Origin of the sequence: Streptococcus sp. FSL R7-0212, from assembly GCF_038007985.1 — a bacterium.
Taxonomy (GTDB): Bacteria; Bacillota; Bacilli; order Lactobacillales; family Streptococcaceae; genus Streptococcus; species Streptococcus parauberis.
This window is the reverse complement of the sequence record NZ_JBBOYF010000001.1, coordinates 1,816,365-1,840,604: the sequence shown is the minus strand read 5'-3', so window position 1 is coordinate 1,840,604 and position 24,240 is coordinate 1,816,365. Positions and strand designations below refer to the sequence as shown.

21 protein-coding genes are annotated in these 24,240 nt (G+C 36.1%); 18 read left to right on the top strand and 3 right to left on the bottom strand.

The genetic code is table 11. The features are described from left to right. Window positions 1–113: 113 nt before the first annotated feature. Window positions 114–830, bottom strand: a complete 717-nt coding sequence (locus MKY69_RS09280) for a DUF4811 domain-containing protein (protein ID WP_340791627.1) — start codon at window positions 828–830, stop codon at window positions 114–116. A 1-nt stretch (window position 831) separates the two neighbouring features. Further along, window positions 832–2,331, bottom strand: a complete 1,500-nt coding sequence (locus MKY69_RS09275; protein ID WP_003107731.1) for an MDR family MFS transporter — start codon at window positions 2,329–2,331, stop codon at window positions 832–834. A gap of 237 nt (window positions 2,332–2,568) precedes the next feature. Here MKY69_RS09275 and rsgA point away from each other — a divergent pair, with 237 nt between their 5' ends. The 13 genes from rsgA (at window position 2,569) to MKY69_RS09210 (ending at window position 17,259) form a co-directional block, all read left to right on the top strand. Then, complete coding sequence (rsgA, locus tag MKY69_RS09270) at window positions 2,569–3,441, top strand: ribosome small subunit-dependent GTPase A (protein WP_003107729.1); 873 nt, start codon at window positions 2,569–2,571, stop codon at window positions 3,439–3,441. A 9-nt stretch (window positions 3,442–3,450) separates the two neighbouring features. After that, window positions 3,451–4,113: a ribulose-phosphate 3-epimerase gene (rpe, locus tag MKY69_RS09265; RefSeq protein WP_003107728.1), complete on the top strand. Its 663-nt coding sequence runs from the start codon at window positions 3,451–3,453 to the stop codon at window positions 4,111–4,113. Next, complete coding sequence (locus MKY69_RS09260) at window positions 4,106–4,738, top strand: thiamine diphosphokinase (RefSeq protein WP_003107727.1); 633 nt, start codon at window positions 4,106–4,108, stop codon at window positions 4,736–4,738. The genes rpe and MKY69_RS09260 overlap by 8 nt, the downstream gene beginning before the upstream one ends. Before the next feature lie 13 nt (window positions 4,739–4,751). Next, window positions 4,752–6,011 (top strand): DNA recombination protein RmuC, encoded by a 1,260-nt coding sequence (gene rmuC, locus MKY69_RS09255; RefSeq protein WP_372696762.1) that lies wholly within the window; start codon window positions 4,752–4,754, stop codon window positions 6,009–6,011. Continuing rightward, complete coding sequence (locus MKY69_RS09250; RefSeq protein WP_003104011.1) at window positions 6,001–6,939, top strand: 3'-5' exoribonuclease YhaM family protein; 939 nt, start codon at window positions 6,001–6,003, stop codon at window positions 6,937–6,939. The genes rmuC and MKY69_RS09250 overlap by 11 nt, the downstream gene beginning before the upstream one ends. 297 nt (window positions 6,940–7,236) lie before the next feature. Beyond that, window positions 7,237–7,449, top strand: coding sequence for a KTSC domain-containing protein (locus MKY69_RS09245; protein WP_003103884.1), 213 nt, complete (start codon window positions 7,237–7,239; stop codon window positions 7,447–7,449). A 221-nt stretch (window positions 7,450–7,670) separates the two neighbouring features. After that, window positions 7,671–8,483 (top strand): pur operon repressor, encoded by an 813-nt coding sequence (gene purR / locus MKY69_RS09240; protein ID WP_003102585.1) that lies wholly within the window; start codon window positions 7,671–7,673, stop codon window positions 8,481–8,483. 24 nt (window positions 8,484–8,507) lie between these two features. Continuing rightward, on the top strand, window positions 8,508–11,288 hold the full coding sequence (locus MKY69_RS09235; RefSeq protein WP_340791619.1) for an SEC10/PgrA surface exclusion domain-containing protein: 2,781 nt from the start codon (window positions 8,508–8,510) through the stop codon (window positions 11,286–11,288). A gap of 190 nt (window positions 11,289–11,478) precedes the next feature. Further along, window positions 11,479–11,892, top strand: coding sequence for a 30S ribosomal protein S12 (rpsL, locus tag MKY69_RS09230; protein WP_003103558.1), 414 nt, complete (start codon window positions 11,479–11,481; stop codon window positions 11,890–11,892). Between the two features lie 20 nt (window positions 11,893–11,912). Further along, window positions 11,913–12,383, top strand: a complete 471-nt coding sequence (gene rpsG / locus MKY69_RS09225; RefSeq protein WP_003102391.1) for a 30S ribosomal protein S7 — start codon at window positions 11,913–11,915, stop codon at window positions 12,381–12,383. A 141-nt stretch (window positions 12,384–12,524) separates the two neighbouring features. Beyond that, window positions 12,525–14,603: an elongation factor G gene (gene fusA / locus MKY69_RS09220; RefSeq protein WP_003107724.1), complete on the top strand. Its 2,079-nt coding sequence runs from the start codon at window positions 12,525–12,527 to the stop codon at window positions 14,601–14,603. A 297-nt stretch (window positions 14,604–14,900) separates the two neighbouring features. Next, entirely contained in the window at window positions 14,901–15,911 is a 1,011-nt protein-coding gene (gap, locus tag MKY69_RS09215; RefSeq protein ID WP_003103042.1) for a type I glyceraldehyde-3-phosphate dehydrogenase, read from the top strand. A gap of 151 nt (window positions 15,912–16,062) precedes the next feature. Continuing rightward, window positions 16,063–17,259, top strand: coding sequence for a phosphoglycerate kinase (locus tag MKY69_RS09210; RefSeq protein WP_003103991.1), 1,197 nt, complete (start codon window positions 16,063–16,065; stop codon window positions 17,257–17,259). A 110-nt stretch (window positions 17,260–17,369) separates the two neighbouring features. Here MKY69_RS09210 and MKY69_RS09205 read toward each other — a convergent pair whose 3' ends face one another. Continuing rightward, window positions 17,370–18,626 carry an ISL3 family transposase gene (locus tag MKY69_RS09205; RefSeq protein ID WP_017768237.1) on the bottom strand — a complete coding sequence of 419 codons (1,257 nt, stop codon included), beginning with the start codon at window positions 18,624–18,626 and terminating at the stop codon, window positions 17,370–17,372. A gap of 361 nt (window positions 18,627–18,987) precedes the next feature. Between MKY69_RS09205 and MKY69_RS09200 the strand changes: the two genes are divergently transcribed. From MKY69_RS09200 to MKY69_RS09180, 5 genes are all read left to right on the top strand, one after another. Continuing rightward, window positions 18,988–19,503 (top strand): FUSC family protein, encoded by a 516-nt coding sequence (locus MKY69_RS09200; RefSeq protein WP_340791615.1) that lies wholly within the window; start codon window positions 18,988–18,990, stop codon window positions 19,501–19,503. Between the two features lie 79 nt (window positions 19,504–19,582). After that, the gene (locus MKY69_RS09195) at window positions 19,583–19,954 is read left to right on the top strand and encodes a MerR family transcriptional regulator (RefSeq protein WP_003103527.1); all 372 of its coding nucleotides are present in this window, start codon (window positions 19,583–19,585) and stop codon (window positions 19,952–19,954) included. A gap of 42 nt (window positions 19,955–19,996) precedes the next feature. Further along, entirely contained in the window at window positions 19,997–21,343 is a 1,347-nt protein-coding gene (gene glnA, locus MKY69_RS09190) for a type I glutamate--ammonia ligase (RefSeq protein ID WP_003107721.1), read from the top strand. A gap of 240 nt (window positions 21,344–21,583) precedes the next feature. Further along, window positions 21,584–23,242, top strand: coding sequence for a peptide ABC transporter substrate-binding protein (locus MKY69_RS09185; protein ID WP_003107719.1), 1,659 nt, complete (start codon window positions 21,584–21,586; stop codon window positions 23,240–23,242). Window positions 23,243–23,317: 75 nt separating this feature from the next. Continuing rightward, window positions 23,318–24,232: an ABC transporter permease gene (locus tag MKY69_RS09180; protein ID WP_004347295.1), complete on the top strand. Its 915-nt coding sequence runs from the start codon at window positions 23,318–23,320 to the stop codon at window positions 24,230–24,232. Window positions 24,233–24,240: the final 8 nt, after the last annotated feature.

Sequence of the window (24,240 nt, the reverse complement as noted above, 5' to 3'; positions counted from 1 at the left end):
ATGACGTTGACTTTTAGTTTTTCTAGTTATGATGGCAGGATAGTTTCCTATTTAAATAAATGACTTACCTCTTATTTCAGAAATAGCCCTTCCTATTTAGGAAAGGCTATTTTCTATTCTGTAATACCAAGAGCTTTTTTCAATTGCTCAACTTGCATTTTAGTAAATGCTTTTGGATCCTTCTTAGCTAGAGCTTGCATTTGCATAGCCATTTTAGGATTTGCTTTCATTGCTTTTTCTTGCTGTGCTTTGAGTTGCGGTACAAGATTAGCCAATTTTTTAGCTTGTTTTGTTGTTAAGACTAACCAAGTATCTTTGGGAACAATGACTTGCGCTTTTTCTGAAATCAGTTCATGGTTCTCATCACCAAAACCATACATCATTTTTGCAAAATCTGATGCCCAAACATAACGTTTAGTAGTTGTTATGACGATGGCTTTATCTGTGTCAGCCATCTTGTAGTTGGCTGTTTTTTTGATAGCTTGACTAATTTTCTTTTTATTTGGAATAAAGTGAGCTTTTGCTTTTTCTTGCTTTTTTTGATCTCTGTAAATGAGAACATGGTGATCTGATTTACTTCCAATTTTTTGATTGAGTAGAAGTCCAAAAGCTGCTTTAGTATCTCCTGCTGTGTATATAGCTTTCTCAGTCACTTTAGTTTCAGTTTTCATACCAGTATGATTAACAAAATGGTCTGTCAATATGAAGGTGCTTGCTAAAAGTAAGAGTAAAGAAAGACTTCCTAGTAAATATCTAAGGCCTGTTTTTTGAATATACATCCAGGTAATAAAGGATAGGATTGTTGAAATGATTATAAGGAATAAGATCATCTTAGAGCTCCTTTTCTACTTCAATAACTTTTCCTTTGCGGAGGAAGAGCGCAACTACAAAACCAATGATGGCAAATGATAGACCTATGACAAATGAGACGTGGAAGCCTTTTAGGCTAGCATCTAACATTTTAGCAGCATATTCTAATGGATTTTGATCTTGTAACAGTTTTGAAGGTTTATTATTGTTGATCACATTTTGTGTCACACTTGATAAAAGAGCAACAACAATAGCAGAAGCGATTTGGCGTGCTGTATTATTAGATGCAGTTCCATGAGCGGCTTCATGTGGTGGTAATGCACTCATAGCTGAAGCTGTCAACGGCATCATGATCATAGCGATACCAAACATACGAACAGCATAAAGAAGAGTGATGTAGTGGTCTGGTGTTGAAGCTGTTAGGAAAACAAATGGAATTGTTCCAATTCCTAGGATAGAGAATCCGATGAGAGCTAGGCGACGAGCACCAACTTTATCGTAGATACTTCCAGCAATTGGACTAATTAATCCCATCATTAATGCTCCGGGTAATAGGACAAGCCCTGAATCAAGCGCTGAAAGTCCATGGACATTTTGTAAATAAAGAGGAAGCATCATCTCAACCCCCATCATAGCCATCATGGAGAGGGCAATGGCAAGTGTCGTGATGGAGAATTGTTTAACCTTGAAAACTCGGATATCAAGGAAGGGTTCATCTAAAATTAATTGACGGTGAATAAAGATTGCGATGAAGACAAGACCGACTAAAATTGGTGTGATTACGGTTTTGACATCGCCCCAACCATCGCTGGCAACATTGGTGAATCCCCAGAGGAAAAGTCCAAAACCAACGATTGATAAAATAAATGAAGGGACATCTAGGGTCATTTTTCTGTTTGGAATGACGTCTTTAATCAAAAATGGTGATAAGAGGAATGAAATAAATAAAATAATCAAGGGCAATACAAAAATAGCGCGCCAGGATAAATTGTGTCCTAAGAGGATGACATCATGTTTTAACAGCCATCCAGCAAAAGTTGGGCCGATAGCAGGGCCAAGGCCAACGACCAATCCGCTAAGCCCCATAGCTGCACCACGTTGTTCAGCTGGGAAGATGTTTACCATAACCACTTGCATCAAGGGCATAGTAATCCCAACGGCGATGGCTTGAACGATTCGTCCAAAAAGGAATAGTGTCCAGTTAGATGTTGGTGCTAATGCAGTTATCAATAACCCGATAACCAAAATAGCATAGGCAGAAACATAAAGCCATTTGGTTGAGAAGCGAGTAGCTAAATAGGCAGAAACGGGAATCATAATTCCATTAGCTAATAAGAACCAGGTTGTTGCCTGTTGTGCTGTCGCTAAGTTGATGTTGAAACTATCCATTAGTGTAGGGATAGCAGTTCCAAGACTTGTTTGATTTAAAATCCCGGCAAATGTTGCCACTAATAATAAAATAACCATTGCGGTTCTATTAAAGTGCTTGCCGTGGATATCAACAGTATAATCTGTAGACATTTTTTCTCCTTTGTTCATAATATTTATTTTTCTGAAACAACATTACATTTTCAGAAAATAAAATAGTTACCCTGAGAACTATATCATAAGTGAAAAACTCCTGCAAGAATTTTGTACCTTTTTTCAAAAAATTTTTAGGGTCTAAGCCAGTTTGTAGGAGATGAAAAAAATGTAAATCTACTGATTAAATGTCGTATTTTTGCTATAATGAACTTATTATAGTTAAGAGGAGTTCAATTGCAAGGAAGAATTGTTAAATCCTTAGCTGGCTTTTATTATGTTGAGTCAGAAGGAAAAGTATTTCAAACACGCGCGCGTGGAAATTTTAGAAAAAAAGGGCAAGTCCCATATGTTGGAGATTTTGTTGATTTTTCTGCAGAAGATAATTCAGAAGGTTATATTCTAGCTATTCATGAGCGTAAAAATGAATTGGTAAGACCCCCAATTGTTAACATCGATCAGGCTGTTGTAGTTATGTCGGCGAAAGAACCGGATTTCAATAGTAATCTCCTAGATCGCTTTTTGGTCTTGTTAGAAAATAAACACATCAAACCAATTGTTTATATTTCTAAACTAGATTTGCTTGATGATTTAACTGAGATTGAGGCTATTAGCCAAAAATATAAGGCTATCGGTTATGATTTTGCTTTGTCCTTGGATCAATTACTTCCCCATTTAACCAATAAGATTACAGTCTTTATGGGCCAAACAGGGGTTGGCAAATCAACACTGCTCAATAAAATTTCGCCAGAACTGAGCTTGGAGACGGCAACGATTTCTGATAGCTTAGGCCGCGGACGCCACACCACGCGTGCTGTTAGTTTCTATGATGTTAATGGTGGAAAAATTGCTGATACGCCAGGATTTTCCAACTTAGACTATGCTATTGATAATGCTGAAGACTTGAGTGAGGCCTTTCCTGAAATAAGGCATTTTAGTCATGACTGTAAGTTTAGGTCTTGTAGTCATCGACATGAGCCACAATGTGCTGTAAAGGCAGCGGTCGAAGCGGGTGACATTTGGCAAGTTCGTTATGATAATTTTTTACAATTTCTTAGTGAAATTGAAAATCGTCGGGAAACCTTTAAAAAAGTAATCAAAAGAAAGTAGGTCTATCTAATGACAAGTTACAAAATCGCACCTTCCGTTTTAGCAGCAGATTATGCTAATTTTGCTTCTGAATTGAAACGCATTGAAGAAACTGATGCGGAATACGTCCATATTGATATTATGGACGGACAATTTGTTCCAAATATTAGCTTTGGTGCTGACGTGGTTGCTAGTATGCGTAAACATAGCAAATTGGTTTTTGATTGTCATTTAATGGTAGTTAATCCAGAACGGTATGTTGATGCCTATGCACAAGCAGGTGCAGATATTATGACAATTCATACTGAGAGCACTCAGCATATTCATGGAGCACTCCAAAAAATTAAAGCAGCAGGTATGAAGGTTGGTGTAGTTATTAATCCTGGGACTCCAGTTTCTGCACTTGAACCAGTCTTACCATTAGTAGACCAAGTTTTAATAATGACAGTTAATCCAGGTTTTGGAGGTCAATCCTTTATTCCAGAATGCTTAGATAAAGTCAAAAAAGTCGTTGATTTGCGTCAAGCTGGTGGTTATTCCTTTGATATTGAGGTTGATGGCGGTGTTGATGATAAAACTATTGCTGCATGCGCTCAAGCAGGAGCTAATGTCTTTGTAGCCGGCTCATATCTATTTAAAGCTGATGATTTGGTTAGGCAAGTTCAAACTTTAAGAAAGGCTTTAAATGACTAAGATTGCTCTTTTTGCTGGGGGAGAATTGTCCTACTACCAAACAGATTTTGATTACTACGTTGGTATAGATCGGGGTAATTTGTTTCTACTAGAGCATGCGCTACCAATAGAAATGGCAATTGGTGATTTTGATTCTGTTTCTCTCCAAGAATTTACGAATATAAAAGAGAAGGCCAAAAAAACCATCGTGTCACCAGCAGAAAAAAATGACACAGATACAGAGCTTGCTTTAAAGAGTGTGTTTGCTTTATATCCCAAAGCACAGATTACCATTTTTGGTGCTTTCGGAGGAAGACTAGACCACTTGATGTCTAATCTGTTTCTGCCAAGCGATCCTGAGTTAGCCCCTTTTATGGAACAAATTGAGCTCAAAGATGGGCAAAATGTCATCTCATTTAAACCAGCCGGTAGTCATTTGGTTGAAGAAAATCCCGATATGAGATATGTCTCGTTTATGACTGATGGTGATCAAGATTTGACTATTACAGGAGCTAAGTATGACCTCAACGAAGGAAATTTCTTTAAAAAGAAGATATATTCAAGTAATGAGTTTATCGGTCAGTCTATAAAAGTCACTGTTACTAGTGGCTATGTTATTATAATTCAAAGTAAAGATAGGAGATAGCTTGGACATTCTTATGTTGTTAATTCTTCTTGCAGTACTTGTCTTAGCAGTTGTTCTCTTCTTTAAAGTACAACACCTGCAAGATCAACTTAGCAAGACCTTAGAAAATAATGCTGACAACTTATCTGACCAGCTCAGCTATCAGCTAGAAACCTTTAGTAAAAATCAAATTGTCGAAATTTCTAGTTTGATGAATCGCCAACAGACTGATTTGTTTCAGCAACTCAATGACTTGAAAATGGTCCTTCATCAAAACTTGACCGAAAATCGTGATCGTTCTGATCAACGTTTAGAATCTATTTCCCAACAACTTGGTCGTTCTGTTAAAGAAATGCAAGAGTCTAATGAAAAACGCTTAGAAGAAATGCGTCATACTGTTGAAGAAAAACTGGAAGCAACCCTAAAAAATCGTTTGCAGGTATCTTTTGAAACGGTTTCTAAACAATTGGAGAGTGTCAACCAAGGTTTGGGTGAGATGCGCAATGTGGCTAAAGATGTTGGAACCCTTAACAAGGTATTATCCAATACCAAAACACGTGGTATTTTGGGGGAACTCCAGTTGGGGAAAATTATTGAAGATATCCTAACAGTTCAGCAATATGAACGTGAGTTTTCAACTATCAAAGGTTCGACTGAACGGGTTGAGTATGCTGTTAAGCTCCCGGGTACTGTGCAGGGAGATTACATCTATTTACCAATTGACTCTAAGTTTCCCTTGGAGGATTACTACCGTCTTGAAGAAGCATATGAGACGGCTGATAAGGTTCAAATTGACTTATCTCGTAAGGCTCTCTTAGGAGCAGTTAAACGCTTTGCTAAAGATATTAATAAAAAGTACCTTAACCCACCAGAAACAACTAATTTTGGGATTATGTTTTTACCAACTGAAGGACTCTATTCAGAAGTGGTTCGAAATGCCGCCTTCTTTGATGCACTCCGCAGAGAAGATAATATTGTTGTGGCAGGACCATCCACTTTGTCCGCTCTATTAAATTCTTTATCAGTTGGCTTTAAAACATTGAATTTACAAAAAAATGCTGATGATATCAGTAAGATTTTAGGAAATGTCAAAGTAGAATTTGAAAAATTTGGTGGTATTTTAGTTCAAGCTCAAAAACAAATCAATACAGCAAATTCAACTTTAGATAAATTAATCTCAACTAGAACAAATGCTATTGTCAGAGCACTAGCCGAAGTTGAAACATATCAAGATAAAGATACAGAGGCATTATTGAACATGCCAGCTATAGAAGAGGTTTATAATGAAGATTAGCCAAATGAAAAAGGATCAGCTATTTGATGGCTTTTACCTAATTAAATCTGCAGAAGTCAGAAAAACAAGAGCGGGGAAAGACTTTATTGCTTTTACCTTTCAAGACGATTCTGGCGAAATTTCAGGGAATCTCTGGGATGCTCAAACATATAATGTCGAAGAGTTTGTTGCTGGTAAAATTGTTTATATGAAAGGGCGTCGTGAAGTTTACAATGGCACCCCACAAGTTAATCAAATTTCTCTTCGCAAGACTCGCGAAGGTGAACCAAATGATCCCAAAGATTTCAAAGAAAAAGCACCCGTTAGTGCCAGTGAAGTCAAAGATTACTTGGAGCAAATGCTGTTCAAAATTGAAAATGCAACATGGCAACGGATTGTTCGTGCCTTATACCGTAAGTACGATAAAGAATTTTATACTTACCCAGCTGCAAAAACCAATCACCATGCATTTGAAGCCGGGTTAGCTTACCATACAGCGACAATGGTGCGACTAGCTGATAGTATCGGCGATATCTATCCTGACTTAAATAAGAGTCTTTTATTCGCAGGAATTATGCTTCATGACTTGGCAAAAGTAATTGAATTGACTGGTCCTGATCATACTGAGTATACAATTAGAGGTAATTTGATTGGACATATTTCACTTATAAATGAAGAAATTACAAAAGTCCTAGCCGATCTAAATATTGATGACACAAAAGAAGAAGTCATTGTTCTTCGTCACTTGATTTTAAGTCATCATGGTCAATTGGAATATGGTAGCCCAGTACGTCCGCGTATTTTAGAAGCAGAAATTTTGCATATGATTGATAATATTGATGCCAATATGATGATGATGACAACTGCTCTAAATCGTGTATCAGAGGGCGAAATGACCAATAAAATTTTTGCTATGGATAATCGCTCTTTTTACAAACCCAAATATTAAGAGACATCTTAAGAGTAAACTAGTTTCACATTGTATTGTAGTCAGTTTTTTTTGAATTGCTTTGCGACGAACATTAAAGACAATAGACATCAAAACTATATAGAGCTGCAATGAAAGTCTCATCGAGGTCTGTTTTTATTAATTTAATTTGATATATAGAAGTACATTTATTAAAAATATTAAGAGTTTAATTGTCAAACTGTGATATACTTAAAGAGTCTAAAATTTCTTATTCTAACATCATCTCAAGTGTTAACTAATTTAATTAATAAACCGACAGGATATGGGGGAAGAGTAGTGAAAAGAGAAAAAATACCCTCTCAACTTGTTGAAAGTATAGGTTGGGAAAATGAAATTGTTGAGATACAGTTTTTAAATGGATATATTCATCGTTTTCAAGATATTCCAAAAATTTATTTTGATGAGTTAATGCTAAATATTACTGACGAAAAGATACATGATTTTGCAACAAATAATGCAGGTTCAAGAGTTAGAAAAGAAAGACGCTAGAATCTACTTCACTGAGGAAGTAGATTTTTAATTTTCTAAATAATGAAAATTTCTCGAAATGGAAATTTAACAGGCTTAAACCTTAGTTTTATTCAGTCAACATCCGCTTATGTTACAAATATATGTTAAATATTAAAAGATGAACATATTTTTTCCTGAACGTTCGTCTTTTTTGTTCAATATGTTATACTTATTTAAAAGTACTTTAAAATGGGGAAAATATGAAATTAAGACGTAGTGAACGTATGGTTGTCATTTCAAATTATCTGATAAACAACCCTTATAAATTAACAAGTTTAAATACATTTGCAATAAAATATGAAGCAGCAAAATCATCAATTTCTGAAGATATAGCAATTATAAAAAAAGCCTTTGAAGAGGCTAATATTGGAGAAATAGAAACACTAACTGGTGCTAGTGGAGGAGTTATCTTTACACCGACTATTTCTAAAGAAGAAGCAATTGCCATCGTGGAAGACTTATGTCAACAGTTATCAGAAAATAATAGAATCCTTCCAGGAGGCTACATTTACTTATCTGATATTCTAAGTACACCCAAGACTTTGCAAAATATTGGGCGTATTATTGCGAACGCTTTTAGAGGTCAAAAAGTTGATGCAGTTATGACTGTAGCAACTAAAGGTGTGCCTTTAGCAAATGCTGTTGCCAACATTTTGAATGTGCCTTTTGTAATTGTTCGACGTGATTTGAAAATTACGGAAGGGTCAACAGTATCAGTCAATTATGCCAGTGCATCTAGTGACCGCATTGAAAAAATGTTTCTGTCAAAGAGAAGTTTACAACCGAATAGCCGTGTTTTAATTGTGGACGACTTCTTAAAAGGTGGCGGTACAATTACAGGTATGATTAGTCTATTGACAGAATTCGACAGTACTTTAGTAGGTGTAGCTGTCTTTGCTGAAAATGCGCAAGAAGAGAGAGAACAAATGGCTTACAAGTCATTGTTAAAAGTATCTGAAATAGATGTCAAAAACAACAACGTCGTTGTTGAACTAGGGAATATCTTTGATTAACCACTGAGAGGAAAGAGACTTATCATGGAATTGGAAAACGGGAAAACAAACCACATTAAAACCACAATTGCTTTAACATCAACAATTGCATTGCTAGGGGCTGGTGTTGGGGTTTCACATCAAGTACAGGCTGATGACTTATCACCAACCGGAGCTGAAAACTCAAATAATGAATCCCCTTTATTACCAACTACTGCAACGGTTGCTGATGCCACTGCAGCAGTGAAAACTGCGGAGACACAATTAGCTAGTCAACAAAATGAACTTATTGCAGTTAATAAAGATATCAAAAATTCAAGCCTTGAAGTTTCAGATTTGAAAACAGAAATTGTAACTCAAGAAAAAGCTGTAGAAGCTGCTCAAGAAACTTTAACTACAGTCTCTACTTCAAATGATGCAGAATTTGAAAAACTTGTAACTGAAAACCAAGTTAAACTAGCTGAAACTAATAAAGCTCTAAGTCAAGCACAAACAAGTGCACAAACAGTAAGCTCTGACGTTCAAAAGCAAACTCAAGTTGTTGCGACTCAAAGTGAAGCAGCTAAAACGCTCGTTAAAGAAGCAGAATCTGCTGATAAAGCTGTAGCAGATTTGACGAAAGTTGTTAATCAACCTGAAATGATTGCATCACAAGTTAAAGATGCTCAAAACACCGTTAAAATTGCAGCATCAGACTTAACAAAAGCACAGACTAATTTAGCAACAGTTAAGCAAGAAACTAAGACTGCATTAACAACAAGTCTCGCTTCTAACAAGACAGCACTTACTGCAAAACAAGCAGAACTAAATGCTGCTCAATCACAAACTTCTACAAAGACAGTTAATATTGCTGGTGAAAATACATTTGTATTGCCATCAAACTACCCATTTGCAGAATTAAAACGTTTAGCGGATAGTGGATATATTGGTTCACCGAGCTATATTTCAGCTTTTAATAAACTTGAAAGTGCTATCAGTTCAAAAGCTCGCGCTGGAATGACTCTAAATAGCTATAAAAATATTGCTAAAGATTTAAATCGCCAAGTTAATTTAGACAACTTATCTCTAGATGTCCAAAATGAGTTAGCTTTATTTACAGCTCAAATGTTAAATTCTGTTCGTTCGCAATTGAACTTGTCTAAAATTGAAGTAACTGAAGGATCACAACAATTTGCTCGTCTAATTACAACTCAATATAAAGCAACTCACGGTTCAACAATTCCAGACTTTTCTTATGGTCAAGTTGGTGCTGGAGGACACACCGGAATTGGCCCACATGACCGCACAATCATTGAAAGCTCGGCAACTCGTGTTGGTTTGAAAGCTAATGATGATAACATGTATGAAAATTTTGGTATGTTTAATGATCTTCCTACTGTTAATGGTATTAAGAGAAGTATTTACAACACTCTTAAGTATATGTTGTTCACCGATGACTTACATGGCAATACTTGGGGACATGCGGTTAACTTTCTACGTACTGACAAAGCGAATGCAAGTAATCCTATTTATCTTGGTTTCTCAACAGAATCTGTTGGTGGCTTAGATACGCATTTCCTATTAATTCCAAAATCAAATATTCAAAATAAAACTTTATTTAGTACCAAAGCTGTTTCTGCTGGTAAGACAACAATTAATAATTCAGCAAAAATTCAAAGTTTGAAATCGGGTATTTCTTCTATTAAGGGGAATATTACTACTATTGAAAAACGTTTGAATAATCTTTCCGCTGAAGAAGCTGTTAAAACAGCTCAAGCACAGGTAATTAAATTTAATACTAAACTATCTGCAGCAAAACAAAGTCTTGCTAAACTTGAAACACAAGCAATCCAAGCCAAGAAATCTAAAGATGGCTTGCAAATTCAACTAGCGTTAGCTAAGACTATTCAAGCAGATGTAAAAGCAAAACTTGACGAAACTCTTGTTAGTTTAAATAACGCTAAGCGTTCACTTAAAACACTTGAAACAAAACTTGTGCAAGCAGCAGCACAAGTTACAAGTTTAGTTGATAAAAAAGTAAACTTGGCAAAAATGCTTGAATTAAAACAAAATCCAAAGCGTGTTGAGTTAGCAAAAGAAGCACTTGCTCAAGCCAAGAAGGATTTAGCTGAAACAAATGCCAAGTTAATTGTAAGTAACAAAGTACTAGTTGATTTGTTCGATACTAGAACTCAGCTTCAAGATGCAATTAAGTTATCTGAAAACCAAATTTCTCTTTTGAAAGCAATTGTTAATACAAAAGGTGACGAAAGTAAAGTACAGAAACCTACTAAAGTACAAACACCAGTAGTTCACGGTGGAGAATCGGTTTCATCTATTGCTGCTAAACCAATCGAGTACAATGAGAAAGATTCGTCAGATCTTACATCAGCTGATATTACTAAAGAAAAAATCAGTGATACAAGTGAGAAAGGCCAAATTAATTCTGAAACTGAACGTATGTCTGCAAGTACAAGTTTAATTGCACAAAAAACGGAACAAGAAATTGCTGAAATTAAGGCAGTTATTACTGAAAAAATTGCTACTGCAACATCAACTGTTATTGCGGAAACTAACAAAGTTTTAACAAATGAAGCTAATAAGATTGCTCAAGGGGTTGTTGAAGTTGTTCCGGAAACAATGCCAGCTCAAAGTATCTTAAACAAAGTTGCTAAGAGTGTTAGCGAAAATAATAATTCAGAGTCTTCTAACTATGGTTCAACTACTGTAAGTAAAGTGACGGCAGCAAGTGATGAAAGCACAAAACGAGCTGTCAAAGCTGGTATCGTTATGCTTACGGCAGTCGGTTTAACTGGATTTAAACTCAGAAAACAAGGCAAAAAATAAGTAAAAATCATTTAAAATATTATTGACAATTAAGTGCCGTCTATGTTACTATAGTAGACGGTACTTTTTACTTTTGGTCTCTCAAAAGTGTACAGAGACGTGCTGACAATTGTTGCAAAAAGTACACCCGGATATAGGCTGTCACCAAGCGCTATATCAACCAAAAATAAAAAAATACAGGAGAATGTAGATGCCTACAATTAACCAGTTGGTACGTAAACCTCGTAAATCTAAAGTTGAAAAATCAGATTCACCAGCTTTAAACATCGGTTACAACAGCCACAAAAAAGTTCACACTAAAATTTCTGCACCACAAAAACGTGGTGTTGCAACTCGTGTTGGAACAATGACACCTAAAAAACCTAACTCTGCCCTTCGTAAATTCGCTCGTGTACGTTTGAGCAACCTTATTGAAGTTACTGCATACATCCCAGGTATTGGTCACAACTTGCAAGAGCATAGTGTGGTACTTATCCGTGGTGGACGTGTAAAAGACCTTCCAGGGGTACGTTACCATATCGTTCGTGGTGCACTTGATACTGCAGGTGTTGCTGATCGTAAACAAGGCCGTTCTAAATACGGTGCTAAACGTCCTAAAGGATAATAGAAGGGGGATAAGAAAGAATGAGTCGTAAAAATCAAGCGCCTAAACGCGAAGTATTACCAGATCCATTGTATAACTCAAAAATCGTAACACGTCTTATCAACCGTGTTATGCTTGATGGTAAACGTGGTACTGCTGCAACTATCGTCTATGATGCTTTTGAAGCAATCAAAGAATCTACTGGAACAGATGCTCTTGAAGTGTTTGAAACAGCTATGGACAACATTATGCCTGTACTTGAAGTACGCGCACGTCGTGTTGGTGGATCAAACTACCAAGTCCCAGTTGAAGTTCGTCCAGAACGTCGTACTACTTTAGGATTACGTTGGTTAGTAAATGCATCACGTTCTCGTGGTGAACATACTATGAAAGATCGTCTTGCTAAAGAAATCATGGATGCTGCAAACAACACTGGTGCATCAGTTAAAAAACGTGAAGATACTCACAAAATGGCTGAAGCTAACCGTGCATTTGCTCACTTCCGTTGGTAGGATTATGACATTCAGATTTGAGTTAGCTTAAATCAAATGTCGCTAAACAATGTCGTAATTACGGGTAGGTCCTGCCTATCCGTTTTTTATAAATAATGATATAATATTCATATCAAATAAAAATATAGGAGAAATAACCTAATGGCTCGCGAATTTTCACTTGAAAAAACTCGTAATATCGGTATCATGGCTCACGTTGATGCTGGTAAAACAACAACTACAGAGCGTATCCTTTATTACACTGGTAAAATTCATAAAATCGGTGAAACACATGAAGGTGCTTCTCAAATGGACTGGATGGAACAAGAACAAGAACGCGGTATCACAATCACATCTGCAGCAACAACTGCACAATGGGATGGTCATCGTGTAAATATCATCGATACACCAGGACACGTGGACTTTACAATTGAAGTTCAACGTTCACTTCGTGTACTTGATGGAGCTGTTACAGTTCTTGATGCTCAATCAGGTGTTGAACCTCAAACTGAAACTGTTTGGCGTCAAGCTACTGAATATGGAGTTCCACGTATCGTTTTTGCTAACAAAATGGATAAGATCGGTGCTGACTTCCTTTACTCAGTAAGTACATTACATGATAGACTTCAAGCAAATGCACATCCAATTCAATTACCAATTGGTGCAGAAGATGACTTCACGGGAATTATTGACTTAATCAAAATGAAAGCTGAAGTTTATTCTAATGACCTTGGTACTGATATTCTTGAAGAAGATATTCCAGCTGACTATTTAGAACAAGCACAAGAATACCGCGAAAAATTAGTTGAAGCAGTTGCAGAAACTGATGAAGAATTAATGATGAAATACCTTGAAGGTGAAGAAATCACTAATGAAGAATTGATGGCAGCTATTCGTACTGCTACAATTAACGTTGAATTCTTCCCAGTTATGTGTGGATCAGCCTTTAAAAATAAAGGTGTTCAAATGATGCTTGACGCAGTTATCGACTACTTACCAAGCCCACTTGATATCCCTGCAATCAAAGGTATCAATCCTGATACTGAAGAAGAAGAAACTCGTCCTGCGTCAGATGAAGAGCCATTCGCAGCGCTTGCGTTTAAAATCATGACTGACCCATTTGTAGGTCGTCTAACTTTCTTCCGTGTCTACTCAGGTGTTCTTCAAAGTGGTTCATACGTTATGAATACTTCAAAAGGCAAACGTGAACGTATTGGACGTATTCTACAAATGCATGCTAATACTCGTAAAGAAATTGAAGTAGTTTACTCTGGTGATATCGCTGCGGCAGTTGGTTTGAAAAATACAACTACTGGTGATTCATTAACTGATGAAAAATCAAAAGTTATTCTTGAATCTATTGAAGTTCCAGAACCAGTTATCCAATTAATGGTTGAACCAAAATCTAAAGCAGATCAAGACAAGATGGGTGTTGCCCTTCAAAAACTTGCTGAAGAAGATCCAACATTCCGCGTTGAAACAAACGTAGAAACTGGTGAAACTGTTATTGCTGGTATGGGTGAGCTTCACCTTGATGTCCTTGTTGACCGTATGCGTCGTGAATTCAAAGTTGAAGCAAACGTTGGTGCTCCTCAAGTATCATACCGTGAAACATTCCGTTCAGCTACAAACGCTCGTGGTTTCTTCAAACGCCAATCAGGTGGTAAAGGACAATTTGGTGATGTTTGGATTGAATTTACACCTAATGAAGAAGGTAAAGGATTCGAGTTTGAAAATGCTATCGTTGGTGGTGTTGTCCCTCGTGAATTTATCCCAGCTGTTGAAAAAGGTCTTGTTGAATCAATGTCTAACGGTGTTCTTGCTGGATACCCAATCGTAGACGTTAAAGCTAAACTTTATGATGGATCATACCATGATGTCGATTCATCAGAAACTGCTTTTAAAATTGCAGCATCTCTTGCACTTAAAGAAGCAGCTAAATCAGCTAGCCCAGCTATACTTGAACCAATGATGCTTGTTACTATTACAGCTCCAGAAGATAATCTTGGAGATGTTATGGGACATGTTACAGCTCGTCGTGGACGTGTTGACGGTATGGAAGCTCGCGGAAATGTACAAGTTGTTCGTGCATTTGTTCCACTTGCTGAAATGTTTGGTTATGCAACAATTCTTCGTTCTGCAACTCAAGGACGTGGTACATTTATGATGGTATTTGACCATTATGAAGATGTTCCTAAATCAGTTCAAGAAGAAATTATCAAAAAAAATCGTGGTGAATAACCATTAATATGAAAAAGATCAGGATTTATTTCCTAGTCTTTTTTGCATTTTGAAAGCGTGAAAATGCTTGATGTATAACAGTGGAAATGCTTACATTATTTATAGCGAAATGGGGCTAGACCGCTTTGTATGCTTATTGAAAATGACTTAATCATTTGCAATTTTTATGAAATAGTTATATAATAGTTCTGTTGAAAGGTTACTGGGGATATCTTCAAGTTAATCTTTTCACAATATAGTTAAGGGAGTATCCCTTGTATAATAAATCTTTTGATTTTCATAAGGAGGAAATCACTAATGGTAGTTAAAGTTGGTATTAACGGTTTTGGCCGTATCGGACGTCTTGCTTTCCGTCGTATTCAAAATGTAGAAGGTGTTGAAGTTACTCGCATCAACGACCTTACAGATCCAAATATGCTTGCACACTTGTTAAAATACGATACAACTCAAGGTCGTTTTGACGGTACTGTAGAAGTTAAAGATGGTGGATTTGACGTTAACGGAAAATTCATTAAAGTTTCTGCTGAAAAAGATCCAGAACAAATTGACTGGGCAACTGACGGTGTTGAAATCGTTCTTGAAGCAACTGGTTTCTTTGCTAAAAAAGCAGCTGCTGAAAAACATTTACATGAAAATGGTGCTAAAAAAGTTGTTATCACTGCTCCTGGTGGAGATGACGTGAAAACAGTTGTATTTAACACTAACCATGATATCCTTGATGGAACTGAAACAGTTATTTCAGGTGCTTCATGTACTACAAACTGTTTAGCTCCAATGGCTAAAGCTTTACAAGATAACTTTGGCGTAAAACAAGGTTTAATGACTACAATCCACGCTTACACTGGTGATCAAATGCTTCTTGATGGACCTCACCGTGGTGGTGACTTACGTCGTGCCCGTGCTGGTGCTAACAATATTGTTCCTAACTCAACTGGTGCTGCTAAAGCAATCGGTCTTGTTATCCCTGAATTAAATGGTAAACTTGACGGTGCTGCACAACGTGTACCAGTTCCAACAGGTTCAGTAACAGAATTAGTAGCAGTTCTTAATAAAGAAACTTCAGTAGAAGAAATTAACTCAGTAATGAAAGCTGCAGCTAATGATTCATATGGTTACACTGAAGATCCAATCGTATCATCTGATATCGTTGGTATGTCTTTCGGTTCATTATTCGATGCTACTCAAACTAAAGTACAAACTGTTGATGGAAATCAATTAGTTAAAGTTGTTTCATGGTATGACAATGAAATGTCTTACACTGCTCAACTTGTTCGTACACTTGAGTACTTCGCAAAAATTGCTAAATAATTAGTTATATAGCATGAAAGGAAGAGATTTCTCTTCCTTTTTTTTATGAAAAAATTGTGAAATAATTAATTTATTGTTTTCATATTTTAGATTATTGAAAATAAATATGATATAATAGTCTGTATAAAAAAATATTAAGGAGTCTATCCAAATGGCTAAAATGACTGTAAAAGACATCGACTTAAAAGGAAAAAAAGTCCTTGTACGTGTTGATTTTAATGTTCCTTTAAAAGATGGTGTTATCACAAATGATAACCGTATCTCTGCAGCACTTCCAACAATTAAATATATTGTTGAAAACGGTGGTCGTGCAATTTTATTCTCTCACCTTGGACGTGTTAAAGAAGAAGCAGATAAAGAAGGCAAATCACTTGCACCGGTAGCTAAGAACTTAGCTGAAAAGCTTGGTCAAGATGTTATTTTCCCAGGTTCAACACGTGGTGAAGAACTTGAAAAAGCTATTGAAGCTCTTGAAGATGGACAAGTTTTACTTGTTGAAAACACACGTTTTGAAGATGTTGACGGCAAAAAAGAATCAAAAAATGATCCTGAACTAGGGAAATATTGGGCATCACTTGGAGATGGTATTTTTGTAAATGATGCTTTCGGTACAGCACACCGTGCTCATTCTTCAAACGTTGGTATCTCTGCTAATGTAGAAAAAGCTGTTGCTGGTTTCTTACTTGAAAATGAGATTGCATACATTAAAGAAGCTGTTGAAACTCCAGAACGTCCTTTTATAGCTATTCTTGGTGGTTCAAAAGTTTCAGATAAAATTGGTGTTATTGAAAACTTACTTGATAAAGCTGATAAAGTCCTTATCGGTGGTGGTATGACATACACATTCTACAAAGCTCAAGGTATTGAAATTGGGAACTCACTTGTAGAAGAAGATAAACTCGATATTGCGAAAGAACTACTTGAAAAATCAAATGGTAAATTAATCCTTCCAGTTGACTCTAAAGAAGCTAATGCTTTTGCTGATTACACTGAAGTTCACGATACTGATGGTGAAGCAATTTCAGAAGGTTTCCTTGGTTTGGATATCGGTCCTAAATCAATTGTTGAATTTGAAAAAGCCCTTGAAGGTGCTAAAACAGTTGTATGGAATGGTCCAATGGGTGTATTTGAAAACCCAGACTTCCAAGCAGGAACAATCGGTGTTATGGATGCCATTGTTAAACAACCAGGTGTTAAATCTATCATCGGTGGTGGTGATTCAGCAGCAGCAGCAATTAACCTAGGCCGTGCAGAAAAATTTTCATGGATCTCAACAGGTGGTGGAGCATCTATGGAATTATTAGAAGGTAAAGAGTTACCAGGGTTATCTGCATTAACAGAGAAATAAATATACATCTGTTGAAAGTCTCTGCAAAATCCTGATTTTGTATAAAAAGAAACAAAACTGAAGTGTTAGAAAAAGGGGCTCTTTGTCAACTGTAGTGGGTAGATGAAAAGCTAACACCTAGAGAGGACGAACTTCGTCCTCTCTTTCTTTATGTTCAATGCAATCAAAATCCGTTTTTTAAAGTTTTCAAAGTTCCTGAAACCAAAGGCATTTCTCTTAATGACTTTGATGAGATTATTGGTAGCTTCCAGTTTGGCGTTGGAATAAGGCAATTCCATGGCGTTTACAACCTTGTCTTTATCCTTTAAAAATGTCTTCAATACCGTCTGGAAAATAGGATTAACGATGGCTATTTCCTGTTCGATGAGGTCAAAGAAATGGTCTGAGTTCTTCTCTTGGAAATGAAATAAGAGAAGCTGATAGAGTACATAGTGTTGTCGTAGTTCCTCGGAGAAAGACAGGAGTTTTTCTAGGATTTCCTTGTTAGTCAAATGCATTCGAAACATAGGACGATAAAATCGTTTATCGCTGAGTTTACGGCTATCTTGTTGTATCAATTTCCAGTAACGTTTCAAGGCTCGGTATTCCTGCGATTTTCTGTCGAATTGATTCATAATTTGAATACGGACACGGTTCATAGCACGACTAAGGTGTTGCACGATATGAAAGCGATCGAGTACAATTTTTGCATTCGGAAAAAGTTGTTTAGCAAGTTGATAATAGGGACTAAACATATCCATGGTAATCACTTTGACCCGATTTCTAACCTTTCTAGGATAGCGAAGAAAGTGGTTTCGGATGGTTGCTTGAGTTCTTCCGTCGAGAATGGCGATGACATTTAGGGAGTCGAAATCTTGAGCGATGAAGCTCATTTTCCCCTTCTTGAAGGCATACTCGTCCCAACTCATCACCTCAGGTAGGGTATTCCAATCCGTTTCAAACTTGAACTCATTGAGCTTTCTCATAACTGACGATGTTGAAATTGATAGCCTGTGTGCAATATGTTTCATTGCTTGATTTTCGATGAGTAATTGTGCGATTTTCTGGTTAACAGCGACAGAGATTTGGTGGTTCTTCTTGACAAGAGGAGTTTCAGCGACCGCCATTTTTCCGCAATCTTTACACTTGAAACGACGCTTTCTAAGGCGGATAAGTAAAGGGTAGCCAGCAGTTTCTAAGTAGGGGATTTTAGAAGTTTTCTGGTAGTCGTACTTAGCCATTTGTCCCTTGCATTTTGGGCATTTAGGGGCTGTGTAGTCCAAGTGACCGTGGAGTTCTAAGTGAGTTCCCATATCATATTCATCAGTGATAGTGATATTTTTGTCTTTAATTCTGAGAAAATTTGTGATAAGATTTAGTTGTTCCATATGAGTCTTTCTAAAATGATAGTTTGAGCACTTTTCATTATAGGTCATATGGGACTTTTTGTATATACTCAAAAAGGCTCCATAATCTCTACAGTGGATTTACCCACTACAGAAATTATAGAGCCGAAAAAGGCCGCATGTGTGGCCTTTTTCTTATATTCTAGGACTTGGTTAGGAATCTCAGGAAAAAATATTTACAAGGTGAAAAGTGCGATTTCTTGTCAAAATTGTGGAATCAAACTCAGATATTTTAGTGATTTTACACAGTTTAGCTTAGAAAATAAACTACCATCAGTAAAAGCATGACAAACTATTCACAACATGTTAAACTGAAATATATTGATGTGAAAGATAGGAAATTATGAATTTTTACTTTGATCCTAAAAAATTAAAATTAGGTATGCGTACGTTTAAAACTGGCTTAGCTGTCTTTTTTGTCTTATTGTTATTCCATATTTTTGGCTTTCAAGGTTTGCAAATTGGTGCCCTGACAGCTGTGTTTAGTTTGAGAGAAGATTTTGATAAGACGGTATCTTTTGGTAGCTCAAGAATCCTCGGAAATAGCATTGGTGGCTTCTTTTCCTTAATATTCTTTTTATTACAAGCAGCTTTTAATCATCATTTTATTATTACCTTAATTTTTGTACCTATTTTAACCATGTTAACAATTATGTTTAATGTCGCTTTTAATAATAAATCTGGTATTATTGGTGCCGTCGCAGCTTTGTTGATTATCACCCTATCTATTTCATCGGGTGAAACAATAGCTTATGTATTTGCGAGAATATTTGAAACCTTCTGTGGTGTATTCATTGCCATATTGATTAATACAGATATTGATATAATAAAAAACAAGTTGAATAAGAAAAACGATTGAAGCAATGTTAGAAAACCTAACATTTCTTCTTGACTTCTTTCTTTATTGAGCATATAATAGACAGGTGAAAGGAGTTTTCATGAAAGAAAAAGAACTCAGACGTTCAATGGCTGTTTTTCCTATTGGGACTGTAATGAAATTGACAGATTTATCTGCTAGACAAATTCGTTATTATGAAGATCAGGAATTGATTAAACCGGAACGAACTGATGGTAATCGTCGTATGTTTTCATTAAATGACATGGACAGATTACTTGAAATTAAGGATTTCTTGGATGATGGCTTAAATATTGCTGCTATTAAAAGAGAATATGCTGACCGTTTGGAAAAATCAATGCATAAACAAGCCACATTGACAGATGCTGATGTTCGTCGTATTCTTCATGATGAACTTTTAAATCAAGGGGGATTTTCAACTCCCTCGCAATCTTTGGGGAATTTTCGTATTTAGTTGATATACGAAAAAGGTTTAAAAAATAAGGAGACCTATTTTATGACAATCACAGCAGCAGATATTAGACGTGAAGTAAAAGAAAAAAATGTTACTTTTCTCCGTTTAATGTTTACAGACATTATGGGAATCATGAAAAATGTAGAAATACCTGCAACAGATGAACAATTAGATAAAGTTTTATCAAATAAAGCAATGTTTGATGGTTCTTCAATTGAAGGGTTTGTGCGTATTAATGAATCTGATATGTATCTTTACCCAGATTTAGATACATGGCTTGTTTTTCCTTGGGGAGATGAGAATGGTGCTGTCGCAGGTTTAATTTGTGATATTTACACTGCAGAAGGTGAACCATTCCCTGGTGATCCTCGCGGCAATTTAAAACGTGCTTTGAAACATATGGAAAAAGTAGGATATAAGTCTTTTAACTTAGGACCAGAACCTGAATTTTTCCTTTTCAAAATGGATCAAAATGGGAATCCAACTCTTGAAGTAAATGACCAAGGTGGTTATTTTGACTTAGCACCAACTGACTTGGCTGATAATACAAGACGTGAAATTGTCAATGTATTAACTAAAATGGGCTTTGAAGTAGAAGCTAGTCACCATGAAGTGGCTGTTGGACAACATGAAATTGATTTTAAATATGATGATGTTCTTAAAGCATGTGATAACATTCAAATCTTTAAACTAGTCGTAAAAACTATTGCACGCAAAGATGGTCTGTATGCAACTTTTATGGCAAAACCTAAATTTGGCATTAATGGCTCAGGTATGCATTGTAATATGTCATTATTTGATAAAGAGGGAAATAACGCTTTCTTTGATGAAAAAGATAAGAACGGTATGCAATTGTCTCAAGATGCCTATTATTTCTTAGGTGGTTTAATGAAACATGCATACAGTTATACTGCTATTATGAATCCGACTGTTAATTCTTATAAACGTCTTGTACCTGGTTATGAAGCGCCGGTTTATGTTGCTTGGGCAGGTAGTAATCGTTCTCCACTTATTCGCGTACCAGCGTCACGTGGACAAGGTACTCGTTTAGAATTACGTTCAGTAGATCCAACAGCTAACCCTTATTTAGCATTAGCTGTCCTATTGGAATCAGGTCTTGATGGTATTGAAAATAAAATTGATGCTCCAACACCAGTTGAGGCTAATATCTATACAATGACGGCAGAAGAACGTGAAGCGGCTGGTATTGTTGACTTACCGTCAACTTTACATAATGCTTTAAAAGCACTTCAATCAGATGATGTTGTTAAAAGTGCTCTTGGTGAACATATCTTTACAAATTTTATTGAAGCTAAGAGAATTGAATGGGCTTCTTATGCGACATTTGTCTCACAATGGGAAATTGATAACTATATTCATAGTTACTAAGATTAGAAAAGCTGCACTTTCGAGTGTGGCTTTTTGAATATTTAATGAAAATATTCAAAATTGTTGAGTTTTTATTAACAAAAATACTTGCAAAGTCATACTTGACAGCATTTTTACAAGACATTGTACATAATAATTTAATATCAAAATTTTCAGATAAATTTGTTCCCTTTTTTCTGAATTGTGGTATAATTTAATGTATTAAACTTAATAAGAATGTTTGACTAGGAGGTCTCTCAAATGACAAGTTCAAAAAGCACTAATTGGAAACGTGTTGGTCTTGGAACGTTGACTTTAGCTTCTGCAGCAGTTTTAATGGCATGTGGAAATAAATCAACTGCTTCTAATGATAATAAAAATGAAATCAATTGGTACACACCAACTGAAATAATCACTTTAGACATTTCAAAAAATACTGATACGTATTCATCACTTGCTATTGGTAACTCAGGAAGTAACTTACTACGAGTTGATGATAAGGGGAAACTCCAACCAGATTTAGCTGAAAAAGTTGACGTATCAGAAGATGGCTTAACTTATACAGCAACTTTACGTGATGGTTTGAAATGGTCAGACGGTAGTGAATTAACTGCAAAAGATTTCGTCTATACTTGGCAACGTATGGTTGATCCAACAACTGCTTCTGAGTATGCCTATCTTGCAACTGAATCACATTTGAAAAATGCTGAAGATATCAATACTGGTAAAAATAAAGATTTAACTGCTCTAGGTGTTAAAGCTGAAGGTAATAAAGTAATCTTTACTTTGTCAGAACCAGCTCCACAATTCAAGAGTCTTCTATCATTTGCTAACTTTGTTCCACAAAAAGAAGATTTTGTGAAAAAAGCTGGTAAAGATTATGGTACTTCTTCAGAAAAACAAGTTTACTCTGGGCCTTATACAGTTAAAGATTGGAATGGTACAAGTGGTACTTTCAAACTTGTTAAAAACACTAAATACTGGGATGCTAAAAACGTTAAAACTAAAACAATCAACGTTCAAACAGTTAAGAAACCTGATACTGCTGTACAAATGTACAAACAAGGTAAACTTGACTATGCAAACATTTCAGGAACTTCAGCGATTTACAATGCTAACAAGAAAAATAAAGATGTTACACCAGTTTTAGAAGCAACTACAGCTTATATGGTTTATAACCAAACTGGTAAAGTAGAAGGTTTATCAAATACGAAGATTCGTCAAGCTCTTAATCTTGCAACTGACCGTAAAGGTATTGTTTCTGCAGCAGTAGATACTGGTTCTAAACCAGCGACAGCTATTGCTCCAACAGGACTTGCAAAACTTAAAGATGGTACAGATTTAACAAAACATGTTGCTCCTGGTTACTCATATGATGAGAAGAAGGCCGGAGAACTCTTTAAAGAAGGTCTTAAAGAACTAGGTAAAGATAGTCTTAAAGTAACAGTAACAGCGGATGCTGATAGTCCTGTTGCCAAAGCGTCAATTGACTATATTAAAGAAACTTGGGAAAAAGCTCTTCCTGGATTAACTGTTGAAGAAAAATTTGTAACCTTCAAACAACGTTTAGAAGATACAAAAAATCAAAACTTTGAAGTTGCACTTGTACTTTGGGGTGGTGACTATCCAGAAGGTTCTACTTTCTATGGCTTGATGAAATCAGGTTCAGCTTATAACTACGGTAAATTTACAAATGAAACATTTGATAAAGCCTACGAAAAAGCTTTAACAACTGATGCACTTGATACAAATGCAGCAGCTGATGATTATAAAGATGGTGAAAAAGCACTTTATGAAGCGGCTAACTATAATCCAATTTACTTCCGTAGTGGAGAAGGATTACAAAATCCAAGTATCAAAGGCTTAATCCGTAACTCAACTGGTTTGAATGTTGACTTCACTTACGCTTACAAAAAATAAGCACCTGAAGCACTAGTAATGTAATATTGCAAGAATTGGTTATGGACCAGTTCTTGCTTTTGTTAGAGGAACAATATGACTAAATACTTATTAAAACGTGTAGCTATCTTAATTGCTACACTTTGGGTTGTTGTAACCTTATCTTTCTTCCTGATGCAGATTATGCCTGGGACACCTTACAACTCACCAAAATTAACCGAAGAAATGATTGCAATGATGAATAAGCAATATGGCTTAGACAAACCATTATGGGCTCAATATCTAAAATACTTAGTAGATATTCTACATGGTGATTTTGGAACATCTTACCAATCAATCAATCAATCTGTTTCTAAATTGATTGCACAACGTTTAGGCGTTTCTGTCCATTTAGGGATTCAGGCTTTAGTAGTCGGTATCACAGGTGGCTTATTAGTTGGGGCCGTTTCAGCTCGTAATAAAAATAATAAAATTGATGCTTTCTTAAGTGTTGTTTCAACACTTGGTATTTCTGTACCTGCTTTCATCATTGGTCTTTTGTTATTAGATTATTTTGGTTTCAAATGGGGTCTTTTACCATTATCTGGTTGGGGAACATTTGCACAAACTATTCTACCAACACTCGGTTTAGCGATTCCCGTTTTTGCACAGGTTACGCGTTTCTTCCGAAGTGAAATGATTGAAACTTTGAATTCTGATTACATTCAATTAGCCCGTGCCAAAGGTTTAACAAATCGTCAAGTTACAAATAAGCATGCTTACCGTAACTCAATGATTCCTGTTTTGACCCTTGTTGGTCCAATGGCGGCTAATATTTTGACTGGGTCAGCCTTGATAGAACAAATCTTTTCAATCCCAGGAATTGGTCAACAATTTGTCTCATCAATTCCAACTAAAGACTACCCTGTTATTATGGGGACTACAATTGTTTATGCCGTGATGCTGATGGTTGCAATTTTGATTACTGATATTATCATCAGTATTTCAGATCCACGCGTGCGTCTTGGATAGGAGAGTAA